The following is a 25539-nucleotide window of genomic DNA, read 5'->3' on the forward strand; positions in this document are numbered from 1 at the left end:
CGCCATGCGTCCCACCGTCCGAGGTATCGGCCTAATCCTGGCCGGACTCGCCCTGGCATTCCTGGCGACGGCGATGCGCTCACCCGTGATCGCGACGCTCGCCGGTCTGGCGCTAAGCGCGCCGTTGGTGAGCATGGTCTGGCTGATCGCGCGGTTCGTGCGCCACCCGAGAACGCACGTGCGCAGGCGGATCGATCCACTCCGCCCAAGCGCTGGGGAACAGGTACGGATCTCACTGGCAGTGGCGGCAGGGACACTCGATGCATGGACTCATCTGCGTGAACGGGTCCCCGCACACCTGCGCAGAGGTCACACTGACGCGACCGGATACACACTCCGACCGGACGTACGCGGCGTCTACCTGCTCGGACCGGCCACCGCGGTGCGGACCGACCCGCTGATCCTGGCACGTATCCGCAGCACCGTTCCCGGCACCGACGAACTGGTCGTCTGGCCCGAGGTGACCGACCTGACCGCGTTGGTCCGCGCCTGGGCTGATCACCAATCCGCGCATACGGAGACGGGTCAGCCGGAGCGCGCACCCGACGATCTCACCCTACGCGAGTACCAACCGGGAGACGATCTGCACCGTGTGCACTGGCGCGCCTCCGCGCGGCACGGTGAACTGCTCACTCGGCAGGATGAGCCGGCCCAGGACCACTCGGCGTCGGTCATTCTGGACCTCGGGCCCGACGAGGCCGCGCACCCGGACTCCACCACGGAGTGGCTCGTCAGCGCGACCGCATCGCTGACCGTGGCGATGATCGAAGTCGGTTATCGGCTCCGCCTCACGCTGACGTGGACACTGCCCGACGGGTACACCGGGCCCTCCGATCACGATCGCACGGGGACGGTATCACTCGGTGAGATCCCCGAAGCGCTCGACGTCCTCGCCCGGGCACGATCGGGCTCTCCTCGCCCCGAGCCGGCGCAGCGGGGGCTTGCCGTGGCAGCACTGCGCGCTCCCTCGGCGCAGACCGTGCACACGCTCTCCACCTGGACAGGACGCCGGCTCGCCCTCGTGGTCGATGCCTCAGCGGAGGCCGTGACCGAACTCACCGACGCTGGTTGGACCGTACAGACGCATCGCGAGGATGTATCGATGGAGGACACCTGGTCCGCGCTACTCGGGGGGGCGCCATGATCGCCGCAGCCCGCACGCTGGCCCAGGCGGCGTTGGTCCTGGCCAGCACCTGGTCCCTGGCCACGCTCGTGATTCCGGCGCTATGGGTACTCCCCACGGTCTGCACAATGGCCATCACGGGCGTCGTCCTGGTGATTCTGCGCCGCCTGATACGCGCTGCGCTGGTCCCGACCCTGGTGGCCGCCGTCGTGGCGGCGCTGTTTCTGCACGGCTGGTACACGGTCGACCTGGCCGCTATCCCGGGTGTACCGGACGGCCAGACGATCGCCTACCTGCGCACCCATGTCGAATCGGCGGTCGCACACATCCAGGTGGTCCTGCCGCCGATCATGGACCACCAGGGCGTCGGGCTCCTGGTGAGCAGCGGCGCTACGCTGGCGTTCTTGCTCGCCGAACTCGTCGGCGTCGGATCACGCGCCCCCGTGTGGTCAATGGTGCCGGTCCTCGCCCTGTGGACCATCCCCGTCGTGCTCGATGCCCGGGTCAGCACAGGGGTCCTGGTCGCTACCGGAGTCGCCTTCCTGAGCGTGCTCGCCACCTCCGCGGCACCGGAGGGCACCCGCACCGCACCGACTATCCCGCAGATTCCCGAACACGTGGGAGCACCGGGCCCTGTCCGGACCCGATCGACTGCGTGGTGGCCCGGGCTCGTCGGAACGAGCGCAGCATGCGTCGCACTCACCCTGATCGCAGGTCCCTCGATCCTGCACATCCCGAACCCGATCCGGATCCACACGCCGGCTGAGCTCGGTGTGGCGGACTCGACGCGACTCCAGCTGGGGCTCGACCTGCGCGATGATCTCGTGCGCTCCCAGGAGGAGACCGTGATCTCCTACACCGGCAGCACGCCGGAGCAGCTCGGCCCACTGCACGCGTACACACTCACCGACTTCGACGGGTCCAGCTGGGACCGCACCTCTGAGGCGGTCACGGAGTCCGTTGATGTGGACGATCAGATCCTCTGGCCGACCGACACTGCGGGCGGGCAGGCTCGCACAATCACTATCACTGTCCAGGACCTCCGCCAGGACCGACTCCTCCTTCCTGGCGAACCTCGATCCGTCCGCGTCCCAGACGGAACCGAGTACCTTCCGCGCGCTGACGAACTCGTGGTCGACCGGGCTCAGCCCGGGAACCCGCTCGAGTACCAGGTCACGACCTATCCGCGCGATCTCGACCCCGATCGGTTGCGCGGGCTCGACCCACGAGCGCAGGAGAGCGACCCCTCCTGGTTGGCCGTACCGGACACCGGCTACTCCGACGATATCGGCGCCATGGCCCGCGAGATCGTCGGCGATGCGAACGCCGAGACCGGGTACGACGAGGCTCTGGCACTGCAGAACTACCTGCGCGATCCCGACGAGTTCACCTACACCGAGTCAGTGACCGCCGTCCGCACCACCGATGCGGTGTGGGACTTTCTCGACGACCGGCGTGGCTACTGTGTCCAGTTCGCGACCACGATGGTGATACTGGCCCGCAGCCTCGATCTTCCAGCCCGGTTGGCCATCGGGTATCTGCCCGGTGAAGCGACTGACGATGGGGGTGAGATCGGGAGCCACTCGGCCCATGCGTGGCCCCAGATCCTGTTCCCGGAGGTGGGCTGGGTTCGTTTTGAGCCGACCCCGCAGCAACAAACCGGAACGAGCCCTGACTGGGCCCCGGAGGAGGACTCCGCCGAAGAACCGGACCAGCCGGATGAACCGGACGAGGAGCCGGACGAAACCTCGGAACCGGACGAAGATCCTGAACCCACTGACACGGCCACGGAGACTGAGGACGCGGACGTGAGCGAGCGCTCCACCACCGGCGGTCCTGAGCTGGCCGTCGTCGCCCTGGTCCTGCTGGTCTCGCTCGCAGCGGCGCTGAGCCTATGGTTGCGACGCCGCGAGCGCATGGGTGCTACCGGCCTGGAGCCTGCGTGGGCGCATGTCGTGCAGCGCTTGCGCCGAGCAGGTGTCCGCGTCCGACCTGACTCGACACCGCGCACGCTCGCTGCGGCGGGTGTTGAGCTGACCAGCGACGCCGGCGGAGCAGCCTTGCGCTCCTTGGCTCATGCCGTGGAGGAGTACCGCTACCGGGCCGGGGCAGCAGAACCGGAGCGGCAGGAGATTGCGAGGTGGGTGCGTGACATTGAGCATGGACTACGCCGTGGCCGGGGTCATCCGGACGACTGAGATTGACCCTGCAGCGATCAGACCAACACTCACAGTCAGATCAACTGGCTACTCGTCTCCTCTGGCGATCAGCCGTCGTCGCGGCGCTTGTCCCAGCGCTCTTCGAGCCTCGTCATGAACGAACCGTCAGACTTGCCCTCGGGCTTGCGACGCAACGGACGCACGTTGTCCGCCGTGCCGTCGCCGTGGGCTGGCGTACGGGGCCGCGAGATGGCAAGCATCACACCGGCGAACATCGCCAGGAAGCCGACGATGCCCAACACCACAATGTCCGCAGCAACGCCACCCACCAACATTCCCACGCCTGCCAGGCCGAGGAGCGTGCCGAGTACAACGTTCCGGGGCCGCCGCACCGCCGTGCCGGAGATCGCGTTGGCCAACTTGGGGTCGTCGGAGCGCAACTGCTGCTCCATCTGCTCCAGCACGCGCTGCTCGTACTCGGAGAGAGGCATGTCACCTCCCGATCGGGTCCAGGTCACCCCACCTGCGGGGTGCATTCCACTCAGGATAAGTCGCCGCGAGCATTCTCGGTAGTTGGAACGCGAACCAATGATGCTGCAGTCAGCGAGGTGGAGCCGTATCGCTGTCGAATCCGGTCCATCGCGACCTCCGCATCACGACGTTCCGGCCCAGAATCGTCCAGCCGGACCTGCACTGCCGTCCTGGCCGCATCGCTGAGTGATTCACATCGCACCCCAAGAAGTCGAACGCCGCCGGGCGGGATGACCACGCCGGACAGCAGCTGCCGCGAGGCGAGATAGATCTCGTGTGCAACGTCGGTCGGAGCGTCGAGCACGTGTGAGCGCGTGAGGGTGGTGAAGTCGCTGTATCGCACCTTGATCGAGACGCTCGCGGTGAACAACTCGCCGGCGCGCAGTCGCGCAGCACATCGGTGCGCCTGGTCGAGTAACACCGCGGCCAACTCGGCGGGCAGGGTGAGGTTCTCGGCGAAAGTCTGCTCGTGCCCGATGGACTTCTCCCGTCGCACAGGTTCGACAGCGCGCGGATCACGCCCCCACGCCAGATCCATCAACCGCCGACCTGCCGAATGGCCAATGGCTGCTTGCAGGGTATCCAGGGGCGTGTTCGCCAGCTCTTCCACCGTTCGAATCGCGAGGCGACCCAGATGTTCGGCGGTACGTTCCCCCACGCCCCAGAGTGCCCCAACCGGCAGAGAGTGCAGGAACGGGATCGTCGCTTCGGAGGGAATGAGCAGCAGCCCGTCCGGTTTGGCATGACTCGAGGCCAACTTCGCGACAAACTTCGTGGCCGCGATCCCCACCGACGCAGGCACACGCAACTCGGCGGCGATGCGTTCGCGCAATCGCGCTCCGATCACGCTTGGCGAGCCGAGCCGGCGGCGCGCACCGGAGACGTCCAGGAAGGCCTCGTCGATGCCGAGCGGTTCGATCACTGGGGTGACGTCACTGAGGATCCGCATGACTGCGCGAGAGACGTCGCGGTACCGCGTGTGGTCCGGCGAGATCACGATGGCCTGCGGGCACAGCACGCGGGCACGGGACATCGGCATCGCCGAGTGCACCCCGCTGGCACGCGCCTCATAGGTGGCCGCTAGGACCACACCGCGCTGCCGGCCACCGACGATCACCGGCTTGCCCCGCAGCTCCGGCCGGTCGATCAGCTCGACGGAGGCGAAGAAGGCGTCCATGTCGACGTGCAGGATCGGTGCGTGGGAGTCGTCCGATCCCCAGTCACGACGAGCCGACGCACTGCGCGGCGCGCGACTCATGAGGCGAGCGCTCCGGTCATCGGCAGAGATTCCTGTGCGGTGCGGGTCACGATGGCCACGAAATCGGCGGCGGCCGCGACGGCCTCCTCGACGCGGTCCGGCGTCAGTGTGACATCCCGATCAGTCTCGATCGCCGCGCGGATTGAGGCTCCTTGAGCGAAGTAGGCTGCCCACGATTCCCACTGCGTACCGCACTCGGCAAGCTGCTCCCACACGCTGCGCACCGATCGGCGCCGACGGCTGGGCAGTGGAGCCGGGTGCAGCGCAAGCACGGCTGCTCCGGCACGCAACGCTGCCATATGCGCGTGCACGAACGTCTCACGCGGATCGCCATCGGCTTCGATCTGGCCGAGCTCGAGTTCAGCACGACGCAGTTGCTGCGCTGCCGTGATACCCACCATCTGCCGACCTCCCATCAATGACGTTCTGGCTGAACCGATACATCCTCAGTATCGAACGGTTGTTCGATACTGTCAAGAGTGGCCTTCGGCTCGCGGTACCGTCGCTCCTATGGCCCGACGATCGTCCCCGCGCCGCACGGATCAGCGACCCCGCGGCGGACAATCGCTCCCCATCGGACCGCTGCCAACCACGTACACCACGGTAGAGCTGACCACTGACAGTGCGGATCCGAACGGAGTCATGCTGCTCCTGGACGGCGCCGAAAGCTCGCACCTGGATCTGGTGGACCCGCGACGGCTGCTGTTCGAGTACATGCAGCAGATGATGGCCGTCTTGGAGGAGATCTTCCCAGCCGATGCGCACCCGCGCGCGGTACACCTGGGCGCCGCGGGGTGCGCGTTGCCCCGCGCCATCGATGCCACCTGGCCCGGTGCACGACAGATCGCGGTCGAGATCGACCCTCGACTGGCCGAGTACGTTCGCGAGTGGTTTGACTTGCCCCGCTCCCCCGCACTCCGGATCCGCGTGGCGGATGCTCGTGAGGCCACCGAGAGCATCCATCCGGGCAGCAAGGATCTCCTTGTCCGCGATGTCTTCGCCCACCGGGTGGCGCCGCCGCACGTTCGCACCGTTGAGTTCACGCGAGCAGTAGCGATGACGTTGGCCCCAGATGGCATCTACCTGCTCAACACGGCGGACCGACCTCCGTTGGAGGATGCACGACGCGAAGTGGCCACGGTGGCACAGGTGTTCACCCATGTGGCCGTGATTGCGGAACCAGGCGTGCTGAAGGGCCGTCGCTACGGGAACGTCGTCGTGCTCGGATCGCAGGCTCCGCTGCCCACCCACGCCCTGGACCGGCGAATGCGCACGTTGCCGGTGCCGGCCACGTACCTCAGCGGCAGAGACGTCACGTCGTTCGTCGGCACCTTCGTCCCATTCGAGGATCCGCCCCGAGCGGTCGAACCCGCCGAACCCTCATAACCACCAGCCACCAATCGCCAGGCACCAGGCACCAGGCACCAGGCACCAGGCACCAGGCACCAGGCACCAGGCACCAGGATGAGATCGAGGAAGCAGCACGGCCCGCACCCCGCCGAGCGGGATACGGGCCGTGCGGTGAGCCTGAGATCAGACGGCGCGAACGCTCTCCGCCTGCGGGCCCTTGGGGCCCTGCGTGATCTCGAACTCGACCCGCTGCGCCTCATCGAGGCTGCGGTAGCCATCCGACTGAATGGCGGAGTAGTGGACGAAGACGTCGTCGCCGCCACCGTCCTGGGCGATGAAGCCGAAGCCCTTCTCCGCGTTGAACCACTTGACGGTTCCTTGTGCCATGTCGTGCATGTCCTTCCGGGGACTGTTGAGCGGACCCTGTGCCCGCTCGGGTCGTGCCGCAATGCTTCAGCCCACGCTGTGCGTCCGACCGGCGGAGGTCTCCGTCAGTCGTCCGTGAGACCTGCACCGGTATGTGCGTGCCCCGGGTTGTACGTAAGTGAAACGCCTGCAACGCAACAAGTCTGGCATGGCACCGGGCTCGAACGCCAGCATCTGTGGATGAAGAACGTCAGCCCGTGGTCGGGCCGTCCTCACGGCCCGCCAGGAATGCTTCGAACTGCGCGGCAAGCTCATCGGCGCTCGGCAGTTCATCAAGGACCTGCCCTTGCCCGATCGACTCGGCGCCGTCGGTGCCGCTGGCCTCGAGGAACGAGTCGTACTGACGTTCCAGGGCCTGCACCACGGCCGAGACCTCCTCCGACTCGGCGACCTGTCGATCCACCTCTGAGCGCACCTGCGTTCCCGAGGCCTCCAGATCTCCCACCGGCAGACTCATCCCCGACACTTTCGTGATCTGGCGGACGAGCTCGGCAGCGGCCTGTGGGTACTCGGTCTGAGCCAGATAGTGCGGCACATTGACGGCGAAGCCCATCGCATCACGGCCTTCCTGACCCAGTCGCAACTCGAGGAGAGCCGCGGCGCTACCTGGCACCTGGACGCGAGAGAAGTAGTTCGGGTAGGACTCGATCAGCTCGGCGCGGGTGGCGTGGGCGGTCACCGTGAGTGGGCGCGTGTGTGGCACCCCCATCGGGATTCCGTGGACTCCGATGGTGAGCTCTACGCCATAATCCTCGATCACCGTCTGGACCGCGCGGGTGAACTTCTCCCATTGCAGGTCTGGCTCGTGTCCGTGCATGAGAAGCAACGGCACGCCGTCGTCATCACGAACCAGGTCCACCACGAGCTCAGGCTTGTCGTACTCGACCCACGTGCCTTCGGCGAATGTCATCACAGGGCGGCGAGAACGATAATCCAGCAATGTGTCGAGATCGAACTCGAGCAGCCGACGGCTGGGCAACTTCTCCCTGAGATGGCGGGCAAGCAAGCTGCCCGCATGCCCGGCATCGATCGATCCGCTCAGGGCGTGCACGAGCACCGGCGCCTCGCCGTCGTGCAGTTCGGGCGCGTCGTCCACGATGCGGTACAGATCCCGCGGGTGATTCATCCTCATCCTCATCTCACCAGTCATCTTCCCGACACAACACTCACCGCCGCCTGAGAGATTCCCGCTTCTTCCGGGAGCGAAACCCCAGCCAGGCGAACGCACTCCACCCGAACGAGGTGGATAATAGATCTTCGCTTCTGACGTCGAGCACGTAGGGAGAGCCGATCAGTGGCCTCGAGCGATGTGGTGCCCGATTCTCGGGCGACACCTGATTCGGCAGTGGCCCACGAGCTCGAACAAGCATATCTGGACGCGGTCTACGCTCGGCTGGACGAGTTGCGTGCGCACACCCGCACCCGACTGACTGCAGTGCGCCGGACCGGGGCCACGGGCAGCCACCAGAACCGTTCTGAACGCGACGCCTTCGCCACCCTGTACGAAGATCGCCTGGCCCAGTTGAACGCCGTCGAGGAACGCCTGGTGTTCGGCCGATTGAATCTTCGCAGCGGAGAGCGCCGGTACGTGGGACGCCTCGGCCTTTCCGATGCCGAACACATCCCGATCCTCACTGACTGGCGTGCCCCGGCTGCTCGGGCCTTCTACCAGGCCACTGCCGCCCACCCAGGCGAGGTGGTCCTGCGCCGGCACCTGCAGACCAAGGATCGCCGCGTCGTCGGGATCGAGGACGACGTCTTCGATCTGGACGCCGTCTCCGACACCGACGTGGTGCTCTCCGGCGAAGGCGCGTTGCTCGCCGCACTGAACGCTCAGCGCACGGGCCGGATGAGCGACATCGTGGCCACGATCCAGGCGGAGCAGGACGCGGTGATTAGGTCCGACCTGGACGGCGTGCTGATCGTCGAGGGCGGACCCGGCACGGGGAAGACCGCCGTGGCTCTGCATCGTGCGGCATACCTGTTGTACGCGCATCGTGAGCGGATTGAGCGTTCCGGTGTGCTCGTGGTGGGTCCGAGCCGCGTGTTCCTCCGGTACATCGAGAAGGTGTTGCCTTCCCTCGGCGAGACCGGTGTGGTGGCCACCACGATCGGAGATCTGCTGCCCGGCATCGAGGCCACCGGTGTGGAGACTCCGCAGGTGGCGGAATTGAAGGGGCGCGAGATCTGGTCGCGAATTATCGCCTCGGCCGTCAAGGCACGCCAGCGCGTGTTGCCCGAGCAGGACCTCGTGGTCGGGTCGGTCCGGTTGCGCTTGCTCGCCAGCGATGTCCGTCAGGCACAGGAGCGAGCACGGCGTGGCCGCGCGCCTCACAACGTGGCCAGGGTGGCCTTCGTGCGGCATATGCTCAATGCCCTGGTGCGGCAGTACGCCGAGAAAGTGCCCGGCGTCGGTGAGGAGGATCGCGCCGACATCATCGACGATCTGCGCAATTCGAGGGATGTGCGAGTAGCGCTCAACCTGTGCTGGATGCCGCTGACAGCCACGGGCCTGCTCGAGGACCTCTACGCCAAACCGCATCGGTTGGCGGAGGTGGCCGGTCGCCTCACCCCTGCGGAGCGGGCATCGCTCTACCGTGAGCGGGGCGCGCCGTGGACGCCATCGGATGTCCCGATCCTGGACGAGGCCGCCGAACGCCTCGGAGAGGACGACGAAGCCGAGCGAGCCCGTTCGCAGTCTGAACTCGCACAGCGTGAATCCGAGGTGGCGTACGCCCGCGAGATGCTCGCCCAGTCCGGCCATGGCGGGGGCATGGTGGACGCCGAGATGGTCGCCGACCGGTTCGCCGGTTCCGGGCCACGACTCTCCACCGCCGACCAGGCACTGAATGACCGCGCCTGGACCTACGGGCACATCGTGGTGGATGAGGCTCAAGAACTGTCCGCAATGGCGTGGCGCGCACTACTTCGCCGCAACCCCACTCGGTCGATGACCGTGGTGGGCGATGTCTCCCAGACCTCCAGCCTCGCCGGTGCCACCAGTTGGGAGGCGATGCTGGACCGTCCGCTGCGGGGACGGCACCGCAAGGCAACGCTGACCGTGAACTACCGAACGCCGTCGACTGTGATGGCGGCCGCTCGCCGCATGGTGGAGGCGGTGGACCCTGCCCATCCCCCGACGCCGGTGACCTCAGCGCGCAACGTACCGGAGGCCGTCGTGACGATCGAGACGGACTCGATCGTGGAAGGTACTGTGGCCGCGGTGCAGCGTGAGCGCAGCATCGCCGACGGCGGACGGTTAGCCGTGATCGTGCCGGCAGACCTGCGCGAGGAGATCGCCCAGGCCGTCGGGGTCAGCGGTGCCGTGAACCTCACCGACGAGGTGGTCGTCCTTGATCCTGGCGGAAGCAAGGGTCTGGAATTCGACGTGGTGATCCTGGTCGAACCCGCCCGCATACTTGCCGACGCCCGGCGCCCTGGGGACCTGTACGTCGCGATGACGCGCCCGACACAGCGTTTGCATGTGGTGCACAGCCAGCCGCTGCCTCCGGGCTTCGAAGAGTCCAGCACCTGAGAGCGATTGTGAATCCCGGGCCGGCAGGAGGACGATGTCACTGTGGTCAAGGCACTCCTTCTCGAGAACATTCACTCACTCGGTAGCGATCTGCTCCGTAGCGCCGGAATCGAGGTCGACACCCGTTCGGGTGCCCTCGACGAAGACGAGCTGATCGACGCTCTGGCTGGCGTCCAGGTTCTCGGCCTGCGGTCCAAGACGCAGTTGACGGCACGGGTCATCGAGAATGCCCCGGATCTGCTCGCGGCGGGCGCCTTCTGCATCGGTACCAACCAGATCGATCTCGCCGCGGCCGCGAATGCTGGGGTAGCAACGTTCAATGCGCCCTTCTCGAACACCCGGTCCGTGGTGGAACTGGCGCTGGCCGAGATCATCGCGCTGACCAGACGGCTCACCGAGAAGGACAAGTCGCTCCATGCGGGCGTGTGGGACAAGTCGGCGAACGGGGCTCATGAGGTCCGCGGACGGACTCTGGGCATCGTGGGATACGGCAACATCGGCACGCAGCTGTCCGTGGTGGCAGAGGCACTGGGGATGCGCGTGGTGTTCTTCGACACTGCGGAGAAGCTGGCACTGGGCAACGCCAAACGGATGCCGAGCCTGAACGCACTCCTCGAAGAGTCGGACGTGGTGACCCTGCACGTGGACGGGCGCGAGGGTAATGCCGGCATGTTCGGTGCGCGCCAGTTCGCCCGGATGAAGGAGGGGGCGATCTTCCTGAACCTCTCCCGCGGCTTCTTGGTGGACTACGACGGGTTGCGTGAGGAGATCCTGGCCGGGCGATTGGCCGGCGCCGCCGTCGACGTCTTCGGCCAGGAGCCGAAGAGCCAAGGGGACCCGTTCGACTCCGAGTTGCGGGATCTACCGAACGTGATCCTCACACCGCACGTGGGCGGATCCACGGAAGAGGCACAGCAGGACATCGGCCGGTTCGTGGCCGCGAAGCTGCGGGACTACCTCGAGAACGGGGCGACCGCGCTGAGCGTGAACCTGCCCTCGCTCATCCTGGACCGGCCCAGTGACGGCGCCCATCGCGTCGCGCACCTGCACCACAACGTGCCCGGAGTTCTCGCCCACGTGAACCAGGCACTCTCTGACGCAGGTGTGAACATCGAGAGTCAGGTGCTCAGCACGTCCGGCTCGCTGGGATACGTGGTCACCGACATCGCGGGCGACCTGCCTCGGGAGACACTGCAGCAGATTGAGCAGATGGATGCCACGATCCGGGTACGGGCACTGAGCCCCGACTCGGGCGACTAGCTGCTGAGAGCGCGGCTCAACCTGTGCGGCCAATCGATCGGCTCGTCCACGCCATCGACGACGGCGTGACGATCGACGCCACTCACTCCAAGGGCCGGATCTGCTTCCATGTCAGGGACGACCCGCCGCGGACCCTGATCTGGACCACCGACGACGCCGAGCTGAACGCCATGACAGCGCAGTTGCGGCACCATGCGCGCAGCGCGTTCGGCAGCGGCAACCACGGCTGGGACCTCCTGATCGAACGCGTTCAGGAGGAGTTGCTGACCTTCACCGGCGTGCGAGGCGTCATCCGCGCCGAGCCCGATGGTCGGATCAGCACGGAGGACGCATAGGCCGCAACCGGCAGTGAAAATCTCGACTCAGACCGATTTGCGCCGGAAGACGCGACGTCCGCCTGGTCCGTCTACCTCAGACCCGTGCACCGCCCCGGTGTTGCGGTGACCGCGTGCGGTCGGGTGTTCCCGCTCAGACTTTCGCTCGAGCGCCTCACGCATCTTCGCCTTGGCATCAGCCATACCCTCGTTCTGGTCCGGCTCGTTCTGGTCCGGCTCGTTCGGCGACTGCGTCATCTTCGGCTCCTCAACTGACCCTTGTTCGGGGCCTTGTGGTCTGATTCGGCAGGTGCTGCCATCTGCGCAATACCCGCACACCGCCGCCTTTGGGCCAACTCTGCCCGGATCCTGCGGCAGGCGCCAGGCCTTTAGCATCGCAGGTATGACGATGCACTATCAGGCAGCCGATTCCCGCTACGACTCGATGGCCATGCGCCGAGCAGGGAGTTCCGGCCTCGATCTCCCGCTCGTCTCCCTCGGACTGTGGCAGAACTTCGGTTCCACCACACCGGCCCAGACCCAGCGCGATCTCGTGCTCGGCGCGTTCGACCGAGGGATCACCCACTTCGATCTCGCGAACAACTACGGCCCGCCGCGTGGGGCCGCCGAAGAAGCGTTCGGCCACCTGCTCGCCACCGACCTATCCGCATACCGGAACGAGTTGGTGATCACCACCAAGGCGGGCTACCGCATGTGGCCGGGTCCCTATGGTGAAGGTGGTTCTCGCAAGTACCTGCTGAGTTCCCTCGATGCCTCCCTGCGCCGGCTGGGTCTGGACGCCGTCGACATCTTCTACTCCCACCGGTTCGACCCGACCACACCGCTGCGGGAGACGATGGGCGCGCTCAAGACGGCGGTGGATTCCGGCCGTGCGCACTACGCCGGGATCTCCTCCTACTCGGCTCAGCGCACACGAGAGGCGGCCTCGATCGCCGCCGAGATCGGCCTGAATCTCATGGTGCACCAGCCCTCGTACTCCCTGATCAACCGATGGATCGAACAGCCCGACGAGTCCGGGGAGTCGCTGATGGACGTCCTGGGCGATCTGGGGATGGGAGCCGTGGTGTTCTCACCGCTGGCACAGGGAATGCTCACCGACCGGTACTTGGCGGGCGTCCCGGATGATTCGCGGGCGGCGAAAGACGGACCGCTCCGTCCCTCGTTCCTGTCCGAAGCGAATCTGCATCGGGTGCGGTCGCTGAACGCGATCGCCGCCGATCGCGGTCAGACTCTCGCGCAGATGGCCGTCGCGTGGGTGCTCCGCGATCCGCGTATCACCACGGCCCTGGTGGGCGCGTCCAGTGTGGACCAATTGGATGACACGCTCGGTGCCCTGGCGAACCTTGAATTCGACGATGACGAACTGGCGGCCATTGAGCAGCACGCTCGGGACGCCGGCGTCAACATCTGGGCTCATCGGTCCAGCGACCTGTGAGCACCTCGCGATCAGAAGGAACGGGCCGCCAGCACCGGTATGTCGCCGTCGGTGGTCCGGGCTTCCCCTCCCGGACCACCGACGGCCGCTTAGGTGAGGGACTTCGCCTCGTCCAACTCGGCGCGATCCTCCCGCAAGGCGGTGATCGCGGCCTCGAAGTCCTCCAGGGAGCAGAATCCTTGGTACACGCTCGCGAAGCGTAGGTAAGCAACCTCGTCTAAAGCACGGAGCGGACCAAGAATCGTCAGGCCGATCTCATGGGCATCCACTTCGGCGACTCCGGTGGCGCGCACTGCTTCCTCGACCTGTTGGGCAAGTAGCGCCAGGTCGTCCTCGGAGACGGGTCGTCCCTGACACGCTTTACGGACACCAGAGATGATCTTGTCTCGACTGAACGGTTCAACGGCTCCGGAGCGCTTCATCACACTGAGGCTGGTGGTCTCGACGGTGGTGAACCGTCGCGAGCAGTTGGGGCACTGACGGCGACGGCGGATGGACGCACCGTCCTCGGCCGTCCGCGAGTCCACGACACGCGAATCGCCGTGGCGGCAGAACGGACAATGCACTTCGGCGCCGATCCCTCTCGTCGAGTGATGCCACAAGCACCATATCTGCGGCAATCACATCGGTGTAACTACTAGATGTAGGGAAACCGTAGACACTGAGAGGCCTGCAGCGCAAGTGGAAAGTCACCGACGACTCCGACACGGCACGCGAGCACGGCTGCGAGGCGGAGGCGCTTAACTCCCAGCGGGCACCGTGAGCTGCTGTCCGGCGTGCACCGTCGCACCCGAGAGACCGTTCAGCGCCATGATCTGATCGATGACCACGCGCACATCCTGCCCCGGCTCGGCCACCTCACTCGCGATCACCCACAGGCTCTCCCCCGCAGCAACGGTGACGACACCGACCTCGGCGGGCGGTGCTTCATTCGCCGGGAAGGTGATACCCACCAGCGAACCGACCAGCACAGCGGCCAGCAGCGCAAGGACGGAGAGTACGACGCGACCGCGAGCGGTCAGTCGCAGCGGCCTCATCACCGAGGCGACCGCAGCACCAGGTGCCGGCGCAGGCTGAACGGTCGGATCCGAGGCCGCTGGTCGGCCGGGCACATCAGGAACCGTGTCGGGCACGGCAACAAGGTGACGGCGACGCACCGGGCTCGGGCGAAACTCCGGAACGGGAAGGGCCAAGGCGCTCATCTGAGCTCTCCTCTCGAAAGAACGTGCAGGTCTCGATGGGACGTGTGGGTCGAACACTCGTTCGTCGAACACCTGTTTTGACAGTAGCACGCATGTGCGACACTGTCGACACGCTGGTCGAACAGATGTTTTGACGTGGCGGCGCTTCGCTCTAGGCTGGGAGCACCACCACGTCAGAGCACACCACCGACCACTGACATTGGCGTCATATCAACGCCCGAGGCCCCTTGGAGGACACCATGAGCCGCGCGAAATCGACCGATCCGAAGGACCGCCCCGGTCCGGACGGACTCAGCCCGCGCCAGCGCCTGATCATGAAGTCGATCAAGCACAGCCTCGAGAAGAAGGGCTACCCGCCCACGATGCGCGAGATTGGCGCTGCCGTGGGGTTGGCGAGCCCGTCATCGGTGAAGTATCAGCTCAACCTGCTCGAGCAGAAGGGCTACCTGCGCCGCGACCCGGTGTCGACTCGTGCGATCGAGATCATCAACCCTGACGACGCTCAGGAGGTCACTGCCCAGCCGGGCACGTTCACCATGCATGACGGCGAGCAGTCCGACGTCTCAGCCACCTACGTCCCGGTGGTGGGTCGGATCGCGGCCGGTGGGCCGATCTTGGCAGAGCAGGTCGTCGAGGACGTGTTCCCACTGCCGCGCCAACTCGTCGGCGAGGGGGAGCTCTTCCTGCTCAAAGTGGTCGGTGACTCGATGATTGACGCTGCTATCTGTGACGGCGACTGGGTGGTCGTTCGTCAGCAGGCCGTCGCAGAGAACGGAGAGATCGTCGCGGCCATGATCGACGGCGAAGCGACAGTGAAGACGTTCAAGCGCACCGCCGACGCGCTATGGCTCCTTCCGGCCAATGATGCGTACTCCCCCATCGATGGAACGGACGCAGAGGTCCTGGGCCGCGTGGTCAGCGTGCTCCGCGCGCTCTGATCACCACCCCGATCAGAAGCCGAATCGGCGCGCTACCTCGCGAACCGATGCAGCGCTGTCCTGCAGCCCGGCGAGCTCGCGCTCAGTCAGCGGCACCGGGAGGTGGCGCGTGACCCCGCTGCGATCGAGGACGGTCGGCACCGAGAGGCAGACGTCGGAGATCCCCAGATAGTCGTTCAGGAGGCTGGACACCGGGAGCACCGCCCCTTCAGATCGCAGCACCGTCTGAATGATCCGTGCGCTGGCAAGGCCGATGGCGTAGTTGGTGGCACCTTTCCCGTTGATGATGCGGTAGGCGGAATCCACCACCTCGCGAGCGAGACGGTCACGCACCTGGGCGTCCAGAATCGCGAAGTCGGCCACGGGCGCGCCACCAATGGTCGCCGAACTCCAGATGGGCACCTCGGAATCCCCGTGCTCACCGAGCACATAGGCGTGCACATTGCGCACCGCCACCCCGCACTCGGACGCCACGAGGTAGCGCAAGCGGGACGAGTCGAGCACCGTCCCCGAACCGATCACCTGATGGTCAGGCAAACCGGAGATGCGCAGGGCCGCATAGGTGACGACGTCGACCGGGTTGGTCACCATGAGGTAGACGGCCCGCGGCGCCACCTGCACAAGTGCGGGCATGATGGTGCGCATCAGGTCGATGGTGTGCCCAGCGAGGTCGAGCCGGCTCTGGCCCGGGCGCTGTTTGGCCCCGGCGGTGACCGCCACCACATCAGCGTCGGCGCAGATGTCGATGTCATCCGAACCCTCCACGGAGCCCATCGGGACGAACTCGATACCGTGTGCGAGGTCGAGCGCCTCCGCCCTGACTTTCGCACCGTCAATGTCATAGAGCACCACCCGTCGCGCAACGCCGCGGATCAGCGCCGCGTAGGCGAGGGTCGCGCCCACCGCTCCGGCGCCGACCACCGCCAAGGTGTCCACGTGATGTGAGGGCATCCGATCTCCCATCGTGTGCAGATCGAGTCAGGCCGAGGTGGACTCGGTTGTCACGGCCAGCCTACGCAGGGCCGCGCGGACTACCTCACCGTCCGTGGTCGGCCACAGGGGCGGCAGACTCGCGGCGAGGAAGGTGCCGTAGCGCGCGGTCCGCAACCGCGGGTCGAGCACCGCGACCACTCCCCGGTCGGTCGTGGACCGGATCAATCGGCCGGCGCCCTGCGCCAGCAACAGCGCCGCATGCGTGGCGGAGATGGCCATGAACCCGTTCCCACCAGCTTTGCCAACCGCCTCGGTCCGCGCAGCCTTGATCGGATCATCGGGGCGTGGGAACGGAATACGATCAATCAGCACGAGCCGGCAGGACTGTCCAGGCACATCGACGCCCTGCCACAGGGAGAGGGTGCCGAAAAGTGAGGCGGTCGGATCGGCCGCGAACTCCCGCACCAACGTCGGCAGCACATCGTCGCCCTGCAGCAACACCGGAGTGTCCAATCGCTCCCGCATCGCCTCCGCGGCCGCCTGTGCGCCGCGCCGGGAGGAGAACAGGCCCAGGGTGCCACCCCCGGCGGCGCTCACGAGGTCGGCGATCTCGTCGAGCACTTGGTCGTCAGTCCCGTCCCGGCCTGGTGGAGGCAGGTGCTTGGCCACATAGAGGATTCCTTGCCGGCCGTAGTCGAAGGGTGAGGAGACGATCTCCGAGCGATAGGCGCCCGCAGCCAGGCCGAGCGCCCCGGCCGTGGCGTCGAAGGTGCCGCCGAGCGTGAGCGTCGCCGAGGTGAGAATGGCTGAGCGCCCAGCGAGCAACTCTCCGACGATCGGGCCGGCCACATTCAAGGGCGCCACCATCAATCGTGAACCTTCGCCAGGGCGGCGCCCGCGTTCGCACCAGAGCACGTCCACGTTCTCCTGCACGCGGTCCGAGAGCAGCCGATCGGCCACCTCGAAGAGCACCAGCAGGGCGCTCTTGGCCATCGTCATCCCGCCAGCCTCGCCGCCGGCCTTGTTCTCGCCCTTCATTGCGCTCATTCCCTCGCGGGCAGCGCCGGCGATGGTGCGGACCGCGGCGGTGAGTTCCTCGGGCAGCCCGGTCCGGAGCCGACCTTCGGGAACCTGCATGAGAAGGGTGCGCAGTTCGGCGGCCGCGTCATCCATCGCGGCCAGGCTGACACCACCGTGGCGGCGGGCGATCCGGGCGGTCCGTTCCACGACCGCGGCGGAGAGTTCCACCGTGGCCTGAGCGGTGACGCGGTCGGTCAGTTCGTGCGCCTCGTCCACCAGCAGGATCTCGTGCTCGGGGAGCACTTTCGGCGATCCGGAGGCGGCAATACCGAGCATGGCATGGTTGGTCACCACCAGGTCCGCCTCGCGCGCCGTGGCCCGGGCCCGTTCGGGATAGCACTCGGCTAGGAGCGGACACTTCTGGCCGAGGCATTCCATCGAGGTGATCGAGACCTGCCGCCAGGCGCGGTCGCTGACTCCAGGGACGAGATCGTCCCTGTCTCCGGTGTCGGTCTCTTCTGCCCATTCCCGCAGCCGCACCACCTGGGCGCCGAGGGATGCGTCGGCGGCCTGCTCGCCCGGGTGGTCCTCCGCCGCCGAGGGCGCAGCCTCGCTCGCGGAGAACAGCGTGCCTTCGTCGTCGGGCGGGTAGCCGCCGGCGACCTTGTGTTTGCACACATAGTTGTGCCATCCCTTGAGCAGGGCCACCTCGGGTGGACGAGGGAGGCGTTCGGCGAGGATGTCCGCCACCAGTGGAAGATCATGCCCGATCACCTGACGCTGCAGGGCGAGGGTGGCGGTGGAAACGATCGCTCGCTGCCCACGCGTGACGGCGTGCATGAGCGTGGGCACCAGGTACGCGAGCGACTTCCCCGTGCCAGTGCCGGCCTGCACCAGCAGGTGCGCTCCGTCGTCGAGGGTGTCGGCAACGGTCCGGGCCATCTGGTGCTGTCCCTCGCGGCGCGAGCCTCCCATCGAGGCCACCACGGCGTCGAGAACATCATCGATCGGATGGTCGGCCGCGTCGGTAGCGGGGGTGGCATCAGCAGGCACCAGACGACGTTAGCGCGTCCTCCACGGCGTCAGCGGCAGCGACCGGCCGGCCTGTGGACGTCTGGGGCACGATTCTGGACTCTTGCCGCGTCGAGGACGACCTGACGTCCGCCCTCACGCAGGACGGCGGGCTGGTCGTGCGGCAGGTCTCGACCGGTGTGGCAGATCTCGATCGAGTGCCCGCGGGCCCTTAACCGGATCGGCGGTGCTCCGTGGCGCCGAGGTCATTCGCGAGCGCCTCGTCCACGCGGGCCACGAGGTGGGTCCCCTCGTCCAGATGCTCGATGGTGATCACCTCGCCGGTGGTGTGTGCCCGGTGCAGCAGGTCTCCGCGGGAGTAGGGCACCATGAGGTCCACGTCGACAGCCGGGCGAGGGAGCAGATCGGCGATACGCGCCTGCAACTCGGCCACGCCTGCGCCAGTCTTCGCCGAGACGACGATCGCGCCCGGTTCGCGGGTGCGGAGCCGGGCGATCGTCTCGGCTTCGGCGAGGTCGGCCTTGTTCAGGGCGATGATCTCGGGGATGTCCTTGACTCCCTCGATCTCGCGCAGCACGTCCCGAACGGCGGTGAGCTGACCCTCGGGATCGGGATGGGACGCGTCCACGACATGCAGGAGCACATCGGACTCGCCCACCTCCTCGAGGGTGGATCGGAAGGCCTCGACCAGCTGAGTGGGAAGGTTGCGCACGAAACCGACCGTGTCGGCCAGGGTGTAAAGGCGTCCATCTTGGGTCTCAGCCCGGCGGACGGTGGGGTCCAGCGTGGCGAACAGAGCGTTCTGCACGAGCACGCCCGCGCCTGTGAGGCGGTTCAGCAGCGAGGACTTCCCGGCGTTGGTGTATCCGGCGATGGCCACGGACGGCACAGCACCGGTGCGGCGCGAACTGCGGCGGGCAGCACGGCCGGGAGCCATCTGGGAGATCTGACGGCGCAACTTGGCCATCCGGGTACGAATCCTGCGCCGGTCCAGCTCGATCTTGGTTTCACCGGGACCACGCGAGCCGATTCCCTCACCGCCGGCGGCGCGACCACCGGCTTGGCGGGACATCGACTCGCCCCAGCCGCGCAAACGCGGGAGCAGGTACTCGAGCTGGGCGAGCTCTACCTGTGCCTTGCCCTCGCGAGACTTGGCGTGCTGGGCGAAGATGTCCAGGATCAGCGCGGTCCGATCGATCACCTTGACCTTGATCACATCCTCCAGCGCGCGCCGCTGCGAAGGTGCGAGTTCGGAGTCCACGATCACCGTGTCCGCACCGGTGCTCTTCACCACATCGGCGAGCTCGGCAGCTTTACCGGAGCCGATGTAGGTGCCTGGGTCAGGGGCGGAGCGGCGCTGCAGCAGGCCGTCCAGTACCTCCGAACCGGCGGTTTCGGCGAGCGCGGCGAGTTCGCGGAGGGAGACTTCGGCGGTCTCAGCGGTGCCGCGGGTCCACAGGCCGACCAGCACGACCCGCTCGAGGCGCAACTGCCGGTACTCGACCTCAGTGACATCCTCAAGCTCGGTGGAGAGCCCGCCGACCCGGCGCAGCGCGGCCCGTTCGTCCAGGTCCAGTTGGTCGCCGTGGTGGCTGGCGTGTTCGTCATCTCCAGCCTGGATGGCCGTCCCCGCCCTCGCCAGGATTCGGGCGACGACGTCCTGTGCGCGATCCTCGGTGGAGGGCTCGGGCTCGTCGGGCGTCGTACGGGCGGAAGGTACGGTCATGGTGTCCTCTCGTGGGCGCAATGATGGTCTACGATCCCATGCGGCCGGGAGAGCGCCAAGGGATTTCACCCAGAGCACATGCCGCACTCGTGCCACGCCGAGTGCGCGGCATCTCGCCTATATCTCAGCAGGTGAGCGAGATACACCGCACTCGCGGGGTGGGGCTGGGGCTAGGGTGGGCGACCGTGAGTCACTACTTCTCCTCACCGGAGGGACCCGGGCGACGGCGGACACTCACCGTGACGCTTCGCGGCACGCCCGTCACTGTGCAGGTGGACCGTGGCGTGTTCTCGGGCGACCGCCTCGACCCCGGCACCACCGTGCTCCTCGACGCCGTGGGCGAGCCTCCGCCGTCGGGAAATCTGCTCGACCTGGGCTGCGGCTGGGGGCCGATCGCCTTGGCCCTCGCACAGGCCAGCTCCAGCGCCCGGGTGCTCGCAGTGGACGTGAACGAACGCGCCCTGGAGCTCACGCGCGAGAACGCGGCAGCAGCGGGACTGGATCACGTGGAGGCGTGGCAGCCGGCCGCGCTTCTGGCCGCGGAACCAGAGCTTCGGTTGGATGCCCTGTGGTCGAATCCGCCGATCCGGATCGGCAAGGCGGCCCTGCACGAGATTCTGCAGACCTGGCTACCGAGGGTGCGACCCGGCGCGCAGGCGCACGTGGTGGTGCAAAAGCACCTGGGGTCGGACTCGTTGCACCGTTGGATCGCCGAGACCCTAGAGCTGGACGTGGTGCGGCTGACCAGCGTGAAGGGCTACCGGGTGCTGCAGGTCACCGGCGCTTAGGACGTGTGGGCAGAGTGCCTGTGGGCAAAGTGGCCCGTCGTGGCGAGCATGCGCTGTCAGAGCAGCGTGACCTGACCCACCAGTTCAGCCGGACCGGCGAGTTCCACATGCTGTTCAGGCAGCATGCGCACCCGGAGCGCGCCCCCGGGCACCAGCACCTGCCACTCATCCGGCGCCCCGCTACCGAACCAGGTCCGCACGGCGAGCGCCGCCGCGCAGGCACCGGTCCCGCAGGAGAGCGTCTCCCCCACGCCCCGCTCGTGCACCCGCATCCGCACCACACCGATGCGGCGAGTGCCGAGGAGTGTGCCGTCAGTATCGATCTCTTCGATCTCCCGCTCGCCGAGCGGCATCACGAACTCCACATTGGTGCCGTGCTCGGGTGCCGGGTCGACCCCGGGCGGATGGGAGAGATCCAGTTCGTCGAGCTCCTCGGGGGCTTCCACCGCGACCACGGTGTGCGGGTTCGGCAGCTCCAGGCGCAGGCCCGGTCGTTGTTCGGACAGACCGTGCACCACCACAGAGACGTCGAAGCCTTCGCTGAGCGCCTCTGGCCCACCGGGTGCCGTCCACACGCCCATATCGACGGCGTAGTCCTCGCCTTCGCGGCGCACCTGCAGCACCCCGGCGCGGGTTGCCACCGGGATCGTGGCACCGTCGGGCAGGTCGATCAGGCCCTCCTGCCGCAAGAACGCAGTGAACACGCGGATGCCGTTACCGCACATCTCGGCGAGGGAGCCGTCAGCGTTGCGGTAGTCCATGAACCAGATGGCGCCGGCTTCGTCCGCGGCCTTAGCGAGTGACTCCTCGGCGTGAGTGGCGGGCACCGCGCGGATCACGCCGTCGGCGCCGATGCCGATGTGCCGGTCGGTGAGGGAGGCCACCTGCGCCTGCGTGAGGTCGTGCAAGCCATCGGGGTCAGCCCAGAGCAGGAAGTCGTTGCCGGTGCCGTGCCCCTTGATCAGAGTCGTCGGCAGGGTCGGCGCGGAGGCCTGGACGGCGCGCTCGGGCGGGGTGCTCATCTCGCTCACCCCACGAGCCTACGTGCCCGAGTGAGGAGGTCGGGCCCGTCGTCAGGATCGGACGCCGAGAGCCACGTGATGCGCGGGTCACGGCGGAACCATTTGCGCTGCCTGCGGGCGAGCTGCCGGGTGGCCAGTGCCGTACTCTCGATCGCCTCCGCCTCGGTGATCTCGTCGTGAATCCAGGCGATGGCTTGTGCGTATCCGACGGCGCGCGAGGCCGTGCGTCCATCCTCGAGGCCCTCCTCGAGCAGGAGCTCGGTCTCGGCTGCCAGACCGCCGGCGAACATCCGCCGCGCACGCTGATCGATCCGGGCATCCAGTTCCTCGTCAGCCAGATCAAGGCCGATCTGCACCGCCGGAATCGCATAGGTGTGGTCGGGCAGGTTGGCGGAAAACGGGCGGCCGGTGATCTCGATGACCTCGAGTGCACGGACGATGCGGCGGGTGTTGGCGCGGTCGATGCGGGCGGCGGCCTCCGGATCACGGCGGGTGAGCTCCTCGTGCAGAACGCCCGGCCCGTCCTCAGCGGCACGCTCCTCCCACGCGGTGCGCACCTCGGGATCGGTGCCGGGAAAGTCGATCCGGTCCAGGAGCGCGCGTACGTACAGTCCGGAGCCGCCGACCACCACCACGGCGTGGCCACGCTCGCGGCACGCCTCGATGTCAGCCCGGGCAAAGGCTTGGTAGGTCGCCACGCTCGCTTCTTCAGTCACCTCGAGCACATCGAGCTGGTGGTGCTCGATGCCTCGGCGCTCGTGCACCGGGAGCTTCGCGGTGCCGATGTCCATACCGCGGTAGAACTGCATGGCGTCGGCGTTGATGATCTCGGCGTTCAACTGCTCAGCGAGGTCGAGGGCGAGATCGGACTTACCGGTGGCCGTAGGTCCGACGACGGCCACTACCGGGGGTTGATCGGGCTCGCCTTCAGGCGTAGGCACAGCGGGCACCACTCAGCGCCGGAGCGAGGGCATACCGAGGGTGACCGGACTGCCTGCTGCAGCTGCGCCGTCGGCGGGGGTGGCATGGGAGTGGCCACCTTCGCGGCGGGCCTGCCAGGCGTCCCCCGCGCGGGTGCGACGGACGGCGAACGTACCGCCGTCGAGGCCGGAGTCGGCGATCAGGTGATACGGAGCGGAGCGGGTGATGGTGGCGGTGACCATGTCGCCCGGCCGGGGGCGCTCCGTCTCAGGAAGGGCTGCGATGTGCTCCGGCAGACCCACGTGGACAAGCCGGTTGTCTTCGGCTCGGCCGGATAGGCGCTGCGTGGTGGTGTCCTTACGCCCTTCGCTCTCGGCGATCAGCACATCGAGCGTGCGGCCCACCTGCGTCGCGTTCTCCTCTTCGGAGATGCGATCTTGGAGTGCGGCCAGCCGCGCGTACCGTTCGGCCACAACGTCCTGCGGCACCTGATCAGGCAGCTCGGCAGCCGGGGTGCCCGGGCGCGGGGAGTACTGGAACGTGAAGGCGCTGGAGAAGCGAGAGGCTTCGACCACGTCGAGGGTGGCCTGGAAGTCCTCCTCGGTCTCCCCCGGGAACCCGACGATGATGTCGGTGGTGATGGCGGCGTGCGGGATCTGCTCACGGACCCGATCGAGGATGCCGAGGAACTTCGCGCTGCGGTACGAACGGCGCATCGCACGCAGGATCCGATCGGATCCGGACTGTAGCGGCATGTGGAGTTGCGGCATCACGGACGGTGTTTGTGCCATCGCCTCGATCACGTCATCGGTGAACGCAGCGGGGTGCGGGGAGGTGAATCGGACGCGCTCCAGACCATCGATCCGGCCCGTGGCCCGGAGCAACTTGGCGAAGGCGCCGCGGTCGCCGAATCCCACCCCGTAGGAGTTCACGTTCTGGCCGAGCAGGGTCACCTCGATGGCGCCCTGCGCGACCACGGCCTCCACCTCAGCGAGGACCTCGCCGGGGCGGCGATCGCGTTCCTTACCGCGCAGGTGGGGCACGATGCAGAAGGTGCACGTGTTGTTGCAACCCACCGAGATGGACACCCACGCTGCGTAGGCACTCTCACGGCGGGTGGGCAACGTGGACGGGAAGACCTTGAGTGCCTCCTCGATCTCCACTTGCGCGGCATCGTTGTGCCGGGCGCGCTCCAGCATCGCGGGCAGCACATCGATGTTGTGCGTGCCGAAGACGACATCCACGAAGGGGGCACGGTCCACAATGCCGCCCTTGTCCTGCTGGGCCAGGCACCCCCCGACGGCGATCTGCAGGTTCGGGTTCTCCTTCTTCAGGCTGGCGAGTTGGCCCAGGTTTCCATAGAGGCGGTCCGAGGCGTTCTCCCGGACGGCGCAGGTGTTGATCACGACGACGTCGGCGCCCGCGGCTTCGGCCATCAGGGAGCCTGCGCCACGGGTCTGGGCTGCTACGTAACCGGCATCTTCGAGCAGGCCAGCCATCCGTTCGGAGTCGTGCACGTTCATCTGGCAGCCGAGCGTGCGCACCATGTAGGTGCGGGGTCCAGCGAAGTCGGTGCTCACGCAGGCAGATTCTACGGTGTGCATCCGTCAACCTCGCAGTTCGAGCGGGCCCGGGGCACAGTGAGCCCGGGTGGGGATGAGATGCCAGATGAACGGATCGTTTCCGTACTGTGACTCGACTGCCTCGCTCTGGAAACGCAGAAAGGTTAGGTTGCGTCTATGACCGACAGTTCCGTGACGCCCGTCACACCCGAGGGTGAGATCCCTGCGCACTCCGGCGAACCGCTCGTGGTGTTGGAGAACGTGAACAAGTACTTCGGCGATCTACACGTGCTGAAGGACATCAACGTGACCGTGCACCGGGGTGAAGTGCTGGTGGTGATCGGCCCCTCCGGTTCGGGGAAGTCCACCTTGTGCCGCGCCGTCAATCGTCTTGAGCCGATTGACTCCGGATCGATCACACTCGATGGTGTGCCGTTGCCGGACGAGGGCAAGACGCTGGCCCGGTTGCGCGCCGACGTCGGGATGGTGTTCCAGTCCTTCAACCTGTTCGCACACAAGTCGATCCTCGAGAACGTCACGCTTGGGCCGATCAAGGTGAAGGGGGTCAAGCCCGCCATAGCGAAGAAGCGCGCGATGGAACTCCTCGAACGCGTCGGAGTGGCGAACCAGGCCGCGAAGTTGCCCGCTCAGCTCTCCGGTGGTCAGCAGCAGCGGGTCGCAATCGCCCGCGCATTGGCGATGGAGCCCAAGGTGCTGCTGTTCGACGAGCCGACCTCCGCCCTGGACCCAGAGATGGTGAACGAGGTACTCGACACCATGGTCGCCCTCGCGAAGGAGGGGATGACCATGGTGGTGGTCACCCACGAGATGGGCTTCGCCCGCAAGGCCGCGGACCGGGTGATCTTCATGGCTGAAGGGCAGATCGTGGAGGAGGCCGACCCGGAGACGTTCTTCACCAACCCGCAGACCCACCGTGCCCAGGACTTCCTCGGAAAGATCCTGGCGCACTGATGTATACCGAG

The 25539-nt window shown here is 67.0% G+C and carries 24 protein-coding genes; 10 read left to right on the forward strand and 14 right to left on the reverse strand.

The genetic code is table 11. From position 1 onward, the window contains the following. Positions 1-4 precede the first annotated feature (4 nt). The gene (locus LQF10_RS11675; RefSeq protein ID WP_231064021.1) at positions 5-1144 is read left to right on the forward strand and encodes a DUF58 domain-containing protein; all 1140 of its coding nucleotides are present in this window, start codon (positions 5-7) and stop codon (positions 1142-1144) included. Further along, positions 1141-3321 (forward strand): transglutaminase TgpA family protein, encoded by a 2181-nt coding sequence (locus LQF10_RS11680; protein WP_231064022.1) that lies wholly within the window; start codon positions 1141-1143, stop codon positions 3319-3321. Before LQF10_RS11675 ends, LQF10_RS11680 begins: the two co-directional genes overlap by 4 nt. Positions 3322-3389: 68 nt before the next feature. On the opposite strand, the gene LQF10_RS11685 is transcribed toward LQF10_RS11680, so the two are convergent. From LQF10_RS11685 to LQF10_RS11695, 3 genes are read right to left on the reverse strand one after another with little or no spacing between them, the layout of a single operon-like run. Next, positions 3390-3773: an SCO2097 family morphological protein gene (locus LQF10_RS11685; RefSeq protein ID WP_231064023.1), complete on the reverse strand. Its 384-nt coding sequence runs from the start codon at positions 3771-3773 to the stop codon at positions 3390-3392. Between the two features lie 50 nt (positions 3774-3823). Continuing rightward, positions 3824-5071, reverse strand: coding sequence for a DNA polymerase IV (gene dinB / locus LQF10_RS11690; RefSeq protein ID WP_231064024.1), 1248 nt, complete (start codon positions 5069-5071; stop codon positions 3824-3826). Continuing rightward, entirely contained in the window at positions 5068-5472 is a 405-nt protein-coding gene (locus LQF10_RS11695) for an SAV_6107 family HEPN domain-containing protein (RefSeq protein WP_231064025.1), read from the reverse strand. Before LQF10_RS11695 ends, dinB begins: the two co-directional genes overlap by 4 nt. A 109-nt stretch (positions 5473-5581) precedes the next feature. Here LQF10_RS11695 and LQF10_RS11700 point away from each other — a divergent pair, with 109 nt between their 5' ends. Continuing rightward, the gene (locus LQF10_RS11700; RefSeq protein ID WP_290371083.1) at positions 5582-6457 is read left to right on the forward strand and encodes a spermidine synthase; all 876 of its coding nucleotides are present in this window, start codon (positions 5582-5584) and stop codon (positions 6455-6457) included. A 147-nt stretch (positions 6458-6604) separates the two neighbouring features. Here the strand turns inward: LQF10_RS11700 and LQF10_RS11705 are convergent, their stop codons facing one another. Together LQF10_RS11705 and LQF10_RS11710 are read right to left on the reverse strand one after the other, a co-directional pair. Beyond that, positions 6605-6808, reverse strand: a complete 204-nt coding sequence (locus LQF10_RS11705; RefSeq protein WP_231064027.1) for a cold-shock protein — start codon at positions 6806-6808, stop codon at positions 6605-6607. 229 nt (positions 6809-7037) lie between these two features. Beyond that, on the reverse strand, positions 7038-7973 hold the full coding sequence (locus tag LQF10_RS11710) for a proteasome assembly chaperone family protein (protein WP_231064028.1): 936 nt from the start codon (positions 7971-7973) through the stop codon (positions 7038-7040). A gap of 219 nt (positions 7974-8192) precedes the next feature. Between LQF10_RS11710 and LQF10_RS11715 the strand changes: the two genes are divergently transcribed. Genes LQF10_RS11715 through LQF10_RS11725 form a run of 3 tightly spaced genes read left to right on the forward strand, consistent with a single transcriptional unit; the run spans position 8193 to position 11977 of the window. Further along, entirely contained in the window at positions 8193-10382 is a 2190-nt protein-coding gene (locus LQF10_RS11715; RefSeq protein ID WP_231064029.1) for a HelD family protein, read from the forward strand. A 42-nt stretch (positions 10383-10424) separates the two neighbouring features. Further along, a complete protein-coding gene (gene serA, locus LQF10_RS11720) occupies positions 10425-11642 on the forward strand; it encodes a phosphoglycerate dehydrogenase (RefSeq protein WP_231064030.1) in 1218 nt (405 codons plus the stop codon). Positions 11643-11665: 23 nt separating this feature from the next. Next, complete coding sequence (locus tag LQF10_RS11725; protein WP_231064031.1) at positions 11666-11977, forward strand: hypothetical protein; 312 nt, start codon at positions 11666-11668, stop codon at positions 11975-11977. Between the two features lie 27 nt (positions 11978-12004). Here the strand turns inward: LQF10_RS11725 and LQF10_RS11730 are convergent, their stop codons facing one another. Continuing rightward, positions 12005-12214, reverse strand: a complete 210-nt coding sequence (locus LQF10_RS11730) for a DUF5302 domain-containing protein (protein WP_231064032.1) — start codon at positions 12212-12214, stop codon at positions 12005-12007. Positions 12215-12359: 145 nt separating this feature from the next. Here LQF10_RS11730 and LQF10_RS11735 point away from each other — a divergent pair, with 145 nt between their 5' ends. Beyond that, the gene (locus LQF10_RS11735; RefSeq protein ID WP_290371084.1) at positions 12360-13412 is read left to right on the forward strand and encodes an aldo/keto reductase; all 1053 of its coding nucleotides are present in this window, start codon (positions 12360-12362) and stop codon (positions 13410-13412) included. An 89-nt stretch (positions 13413-13501) separates the two neighbouring features. Here the strand turns inward: LQF10_RS11735 and nrdR are convergent, their stop codons facing one another. Next, a complete protein-coding gene (nrdR, locus tag LQF10_RS11740) occupies positions 13502-13978 on the reverse strand; it encodes a transcriptional regulator NrdR (RefSeq protein ID WP_231064033.1) in 477 nt (158 codons plus the stop codon). 174 nt (positions 13979-14152) lie between these two features. After that, the gene (locus tag LQF10_RS11745) at positions 14153-14614 is read right to left on the reverse strand and encodes a LysM peptidoglycan-binding domain-containing protein (protein WP_231064034.1); all 462 of its coding nucleotides are present in this window, start codon (positions 14612-14614) and stop codon (positions 14153-14155) included. A gap of 239 nt (positions 14615-14853) precedes the next feature. Here LQF10_RS11745 and lexA point away from each other — a divergent pair, with 239 nt between their 5' ends. After that, a complete protein-coding gene (lexA, locus tag LQF10_RS11750) occupies positions 14854-15552 on the forward strand; it encodes a transcriptional repressor LexA (protein WP_231064035.1) in 699 nt (232 codons plus the stop codon). 12 nt (positions 15553-15564) lie between these two features. Here the strand turns inward: lexA and LQF10_RS11755 are convergent, their stop codons facing one another. The 3 genes from LQF10_RS11755 to hflX all read right to left on the reverse strand — a co-directional run bounded on the left by LQF10_RS11755 (position 15565) and on the right by hflX (position 20263). Then, positions 15565-16503 (reverse strand): L-lactate dehydrogenase, encoded by a 939-nt coding sequence (locus tag LQF10_RS11755; RefSeq protein WP_231064036.1) that lies wholly within the window; start codon positions 16501-16503, stop codon positions 15565-15567. 27 nt (positions 16504-16530) lie between these two features. Further along, the gene (locus LQF10_RS11760; RefSeq protein WP_231067316.1) at positions 16531-18480 is read right to left on the reverse strand and encodes an ATP-dependent DNA helicase; all 1950 of its coding nucleotides are present in this window, start codon (positions 18478-18480) and stop codon (positions 16531-16533) included. Between the two features lie 268 nt (positions 18481-18748). Next, positions 18749-20263 carry a GTPase HflX gene (hflX, locus tag LQF10_RS11765; RefSeq protein WP_231064037.1) on the reverse strand — a complete coding sequence of 505 codons (1515 nt, stop codon included), beginning with the start codon at positions 20261-20263 and terminating at the stop codon, positions 18749-18751. Positions 20264-20448: 185 nt separating this feature from the next. On the opposite strand from hflX, the gene LQF10_RS11770 reads away from it, so the two are divergent. Continuing rightward, entirely contained in the window at positions 20449-21051 is a 603-nt protein-coding gene (locus tag LQF10_RS11770; RefSeq protein WP_231064038.1) for a class I SAM-dependent methyltransferase, read from the forward strand. Positions 21052-21107: 56 nt separating this feature from the next. On the opposite strand, the gene LQF10_RS11775 is transcribed toward LQF10_RS11770, so the two are convergent. The 3 genes from LQF10_RS11775 to miaB are packed head-to-tail and all read right to left on the reverse strand — an operon-like array spanning position 21108 to position 24598. Beyond that, on the reverse strand, positions 21108-22082 hold the full coding sequence (locus LQF10_RS11775) for a diaminopimelate epimerase (RefSeq protein WP_435531391.1): 975 nt from the start codon (positions 22080-22082) through the stop codon (positions 21108-21110). Next, on the reverse strand, positions 22079-23014 hold the full coding sequence (miaA, locus tag LQF10_RS11780; protein ID WP_231064039.1) for a tRNA (adenosine(37)-N6)-dimethylallyltransferase MiaA: 936 nt from the start codon (positions 23012-23014) through the stop codon (positions 22079-22081). Before miaA ends, LQF10_RS11775 begins: the two co-directional genes overlap by 4 nt. A gap of 12 nt (positions 23015-23026) precedes the next feature. Further along, positions 23027-24598 carry a tRNA (N6-isopentenyl adenosine(37)-C2)-methylthiotransferase MiaB gene (gene miaB / locus LQF10_RS11785; RefSeq protein ID WP_231064040.1) on the reverse strand — a complete coding sequence of 524 codons (1572 nt, stop codon included), beginning with the start codon at positions 24596-24598 and terminating at the stop codon, positions 23027-23029. 135 nt (positions 24599-24733) lie between these two features. On the opposite strand from miaB, the gene LQF10_RS11790 reads away from it, so the two are divergent. Beyond that, complete coding sequence (locus LQF10_RS11790; RefSeq protein ID WP_231064041.1) at positions 24734-25528, forward strand: amino acid ABC transporter ATP-binding protein; 795 nt, start codon at positions 24734-24736, stop codon at positions 25526-25528. Positions 25529-25539: the final 11 nt, after the last annotated feature.

It is taken from the genome of Ruania halotolerans (genome assembly GCF_021049285.1).
GTDB lineage: Bacteria > Actinomycetota > Actinomycetes > Actinomycetales > Beutenbergiaceae > Ruania > Ruania halotolerans.

Bases quoted from the DNA above. Each gene is read 5' to 3' on its own strand.
- LQF10_RS11745 (WP_231064034.1), bottom strand. From the start codon at position 14,614: ATGAGCGCCTTGGCCCTTCCCGTTCCGGAGTTTCGCCCGAGCCCGGTG.
- LQF10_RS11705 (WP_231064027.1), bottom strand. From the start codon at position 6,808: ATGGCACAAGGAACCGTCAAGTGGTTCAACGCGGAGAAGGGCTTCGGC.
- LQF10_RS11685 (WP_231064023.1), bottom strand. From the start codon at position 3,773: ATGCCTCTCTCCGAGTACGAGCAGCGCGTGCTGGAGCAGATGGAGCAG.
- dinB (WP_231064024.1), bottom strand. From the start codon at position 5,071: ATGAGTCGCGCGCCGCGCAGTGCGTCGGCTCGTCGTGACTGGGGATCG.
- LQF10_RS11710 (WP_231064028.1), bottom strand. From the start codon at position 7,973: ATGAATCACCCGCGGGATCTGTACCGCATCGTGGACGACGCGCCCGAA.
- LQF10_RS11680 (WP_231064022.1), top strand. From the start codon at position 1,141: ATGATCGCCGCAGCCCGCACGCTGGCCCAGGCGGCGTTGGTCCTGGCC.
- LQF10_RS11675 (WP_231064021.1), top strand. From the start codon at position 5: ATGCGTCCCACCGTCCGAGGTATCGGCCTAATCCTGGCCGGACTCGCC.
- LQF10_RS11700 (WP_290371083.1), top strand. From the start codon at position 5,582: ATGGCCCGACGATCGTCCCCGCGCCGCACGGATCAGCGACCCCGCGGC.
- LQF10_RS11755 (WP_231064036.1), bottom strand. From the start codon at position 16,503: ATGCCCTCACATCACGTGGACACCTTGGCGGTGGTCGGCGCCGGAGCG.
- lexA (WP_231064035.1), top strand. From the start codon at position 14,854: ATGAGCCGCGCGAAATCGACCGATCCGAAGGACCGCCCCGGTCCGGAC.
- LQF10_RS11730 (WP_231064032.1), bottom strand. From the start codon at position 12,214: ATGACGCAGTCGCCGAACGAGCCGGACCAGAACGAGCCGGACCAGAAC.
- LQF10_RS11695 (WP_231064025.1), bottom strand. From the start codon at position 5,472: ATGGTGGGTATCACGGCAGCGCAGCAACTGCGTCGTGCTGAACTCGAG.
- LQF10_RS11735 (WP_290371084.1), top strand. From the start codon at position 12,360: ATGACGATGCACTATCAGGCAGCCGATTCCCGCTACGACTCGATGGCC.
- LQF10_RS11760 (WP_231067316.1), bottom strand. From the start codon at position 18,480: ATGGGAGGCTCGCGCCGCGAGGGACAGCACCAGATGGCCCGGACCGTT.
- hflX (WP_231064037.1), bottom strand. From the start codon at position 20,263: ATGACCGTACCTTCCGCCCGTACGACGCCCGACGAGCCCGAGCCCTCC.
- miaB (WP_231064040.1), bottom strand. From the start codon at position 24,598: ATGCACACCGTAGAATCTGCCTGCGTGAGCACCGACTTCGCTGGACCC.
- LQF10_RS11790 (WP_231064041.1), top strand. From the start codon at position 24,734: ATGACCGACAGTTCCGTGACGCCCGTCACACCCGAGGGTGAGATCCCT.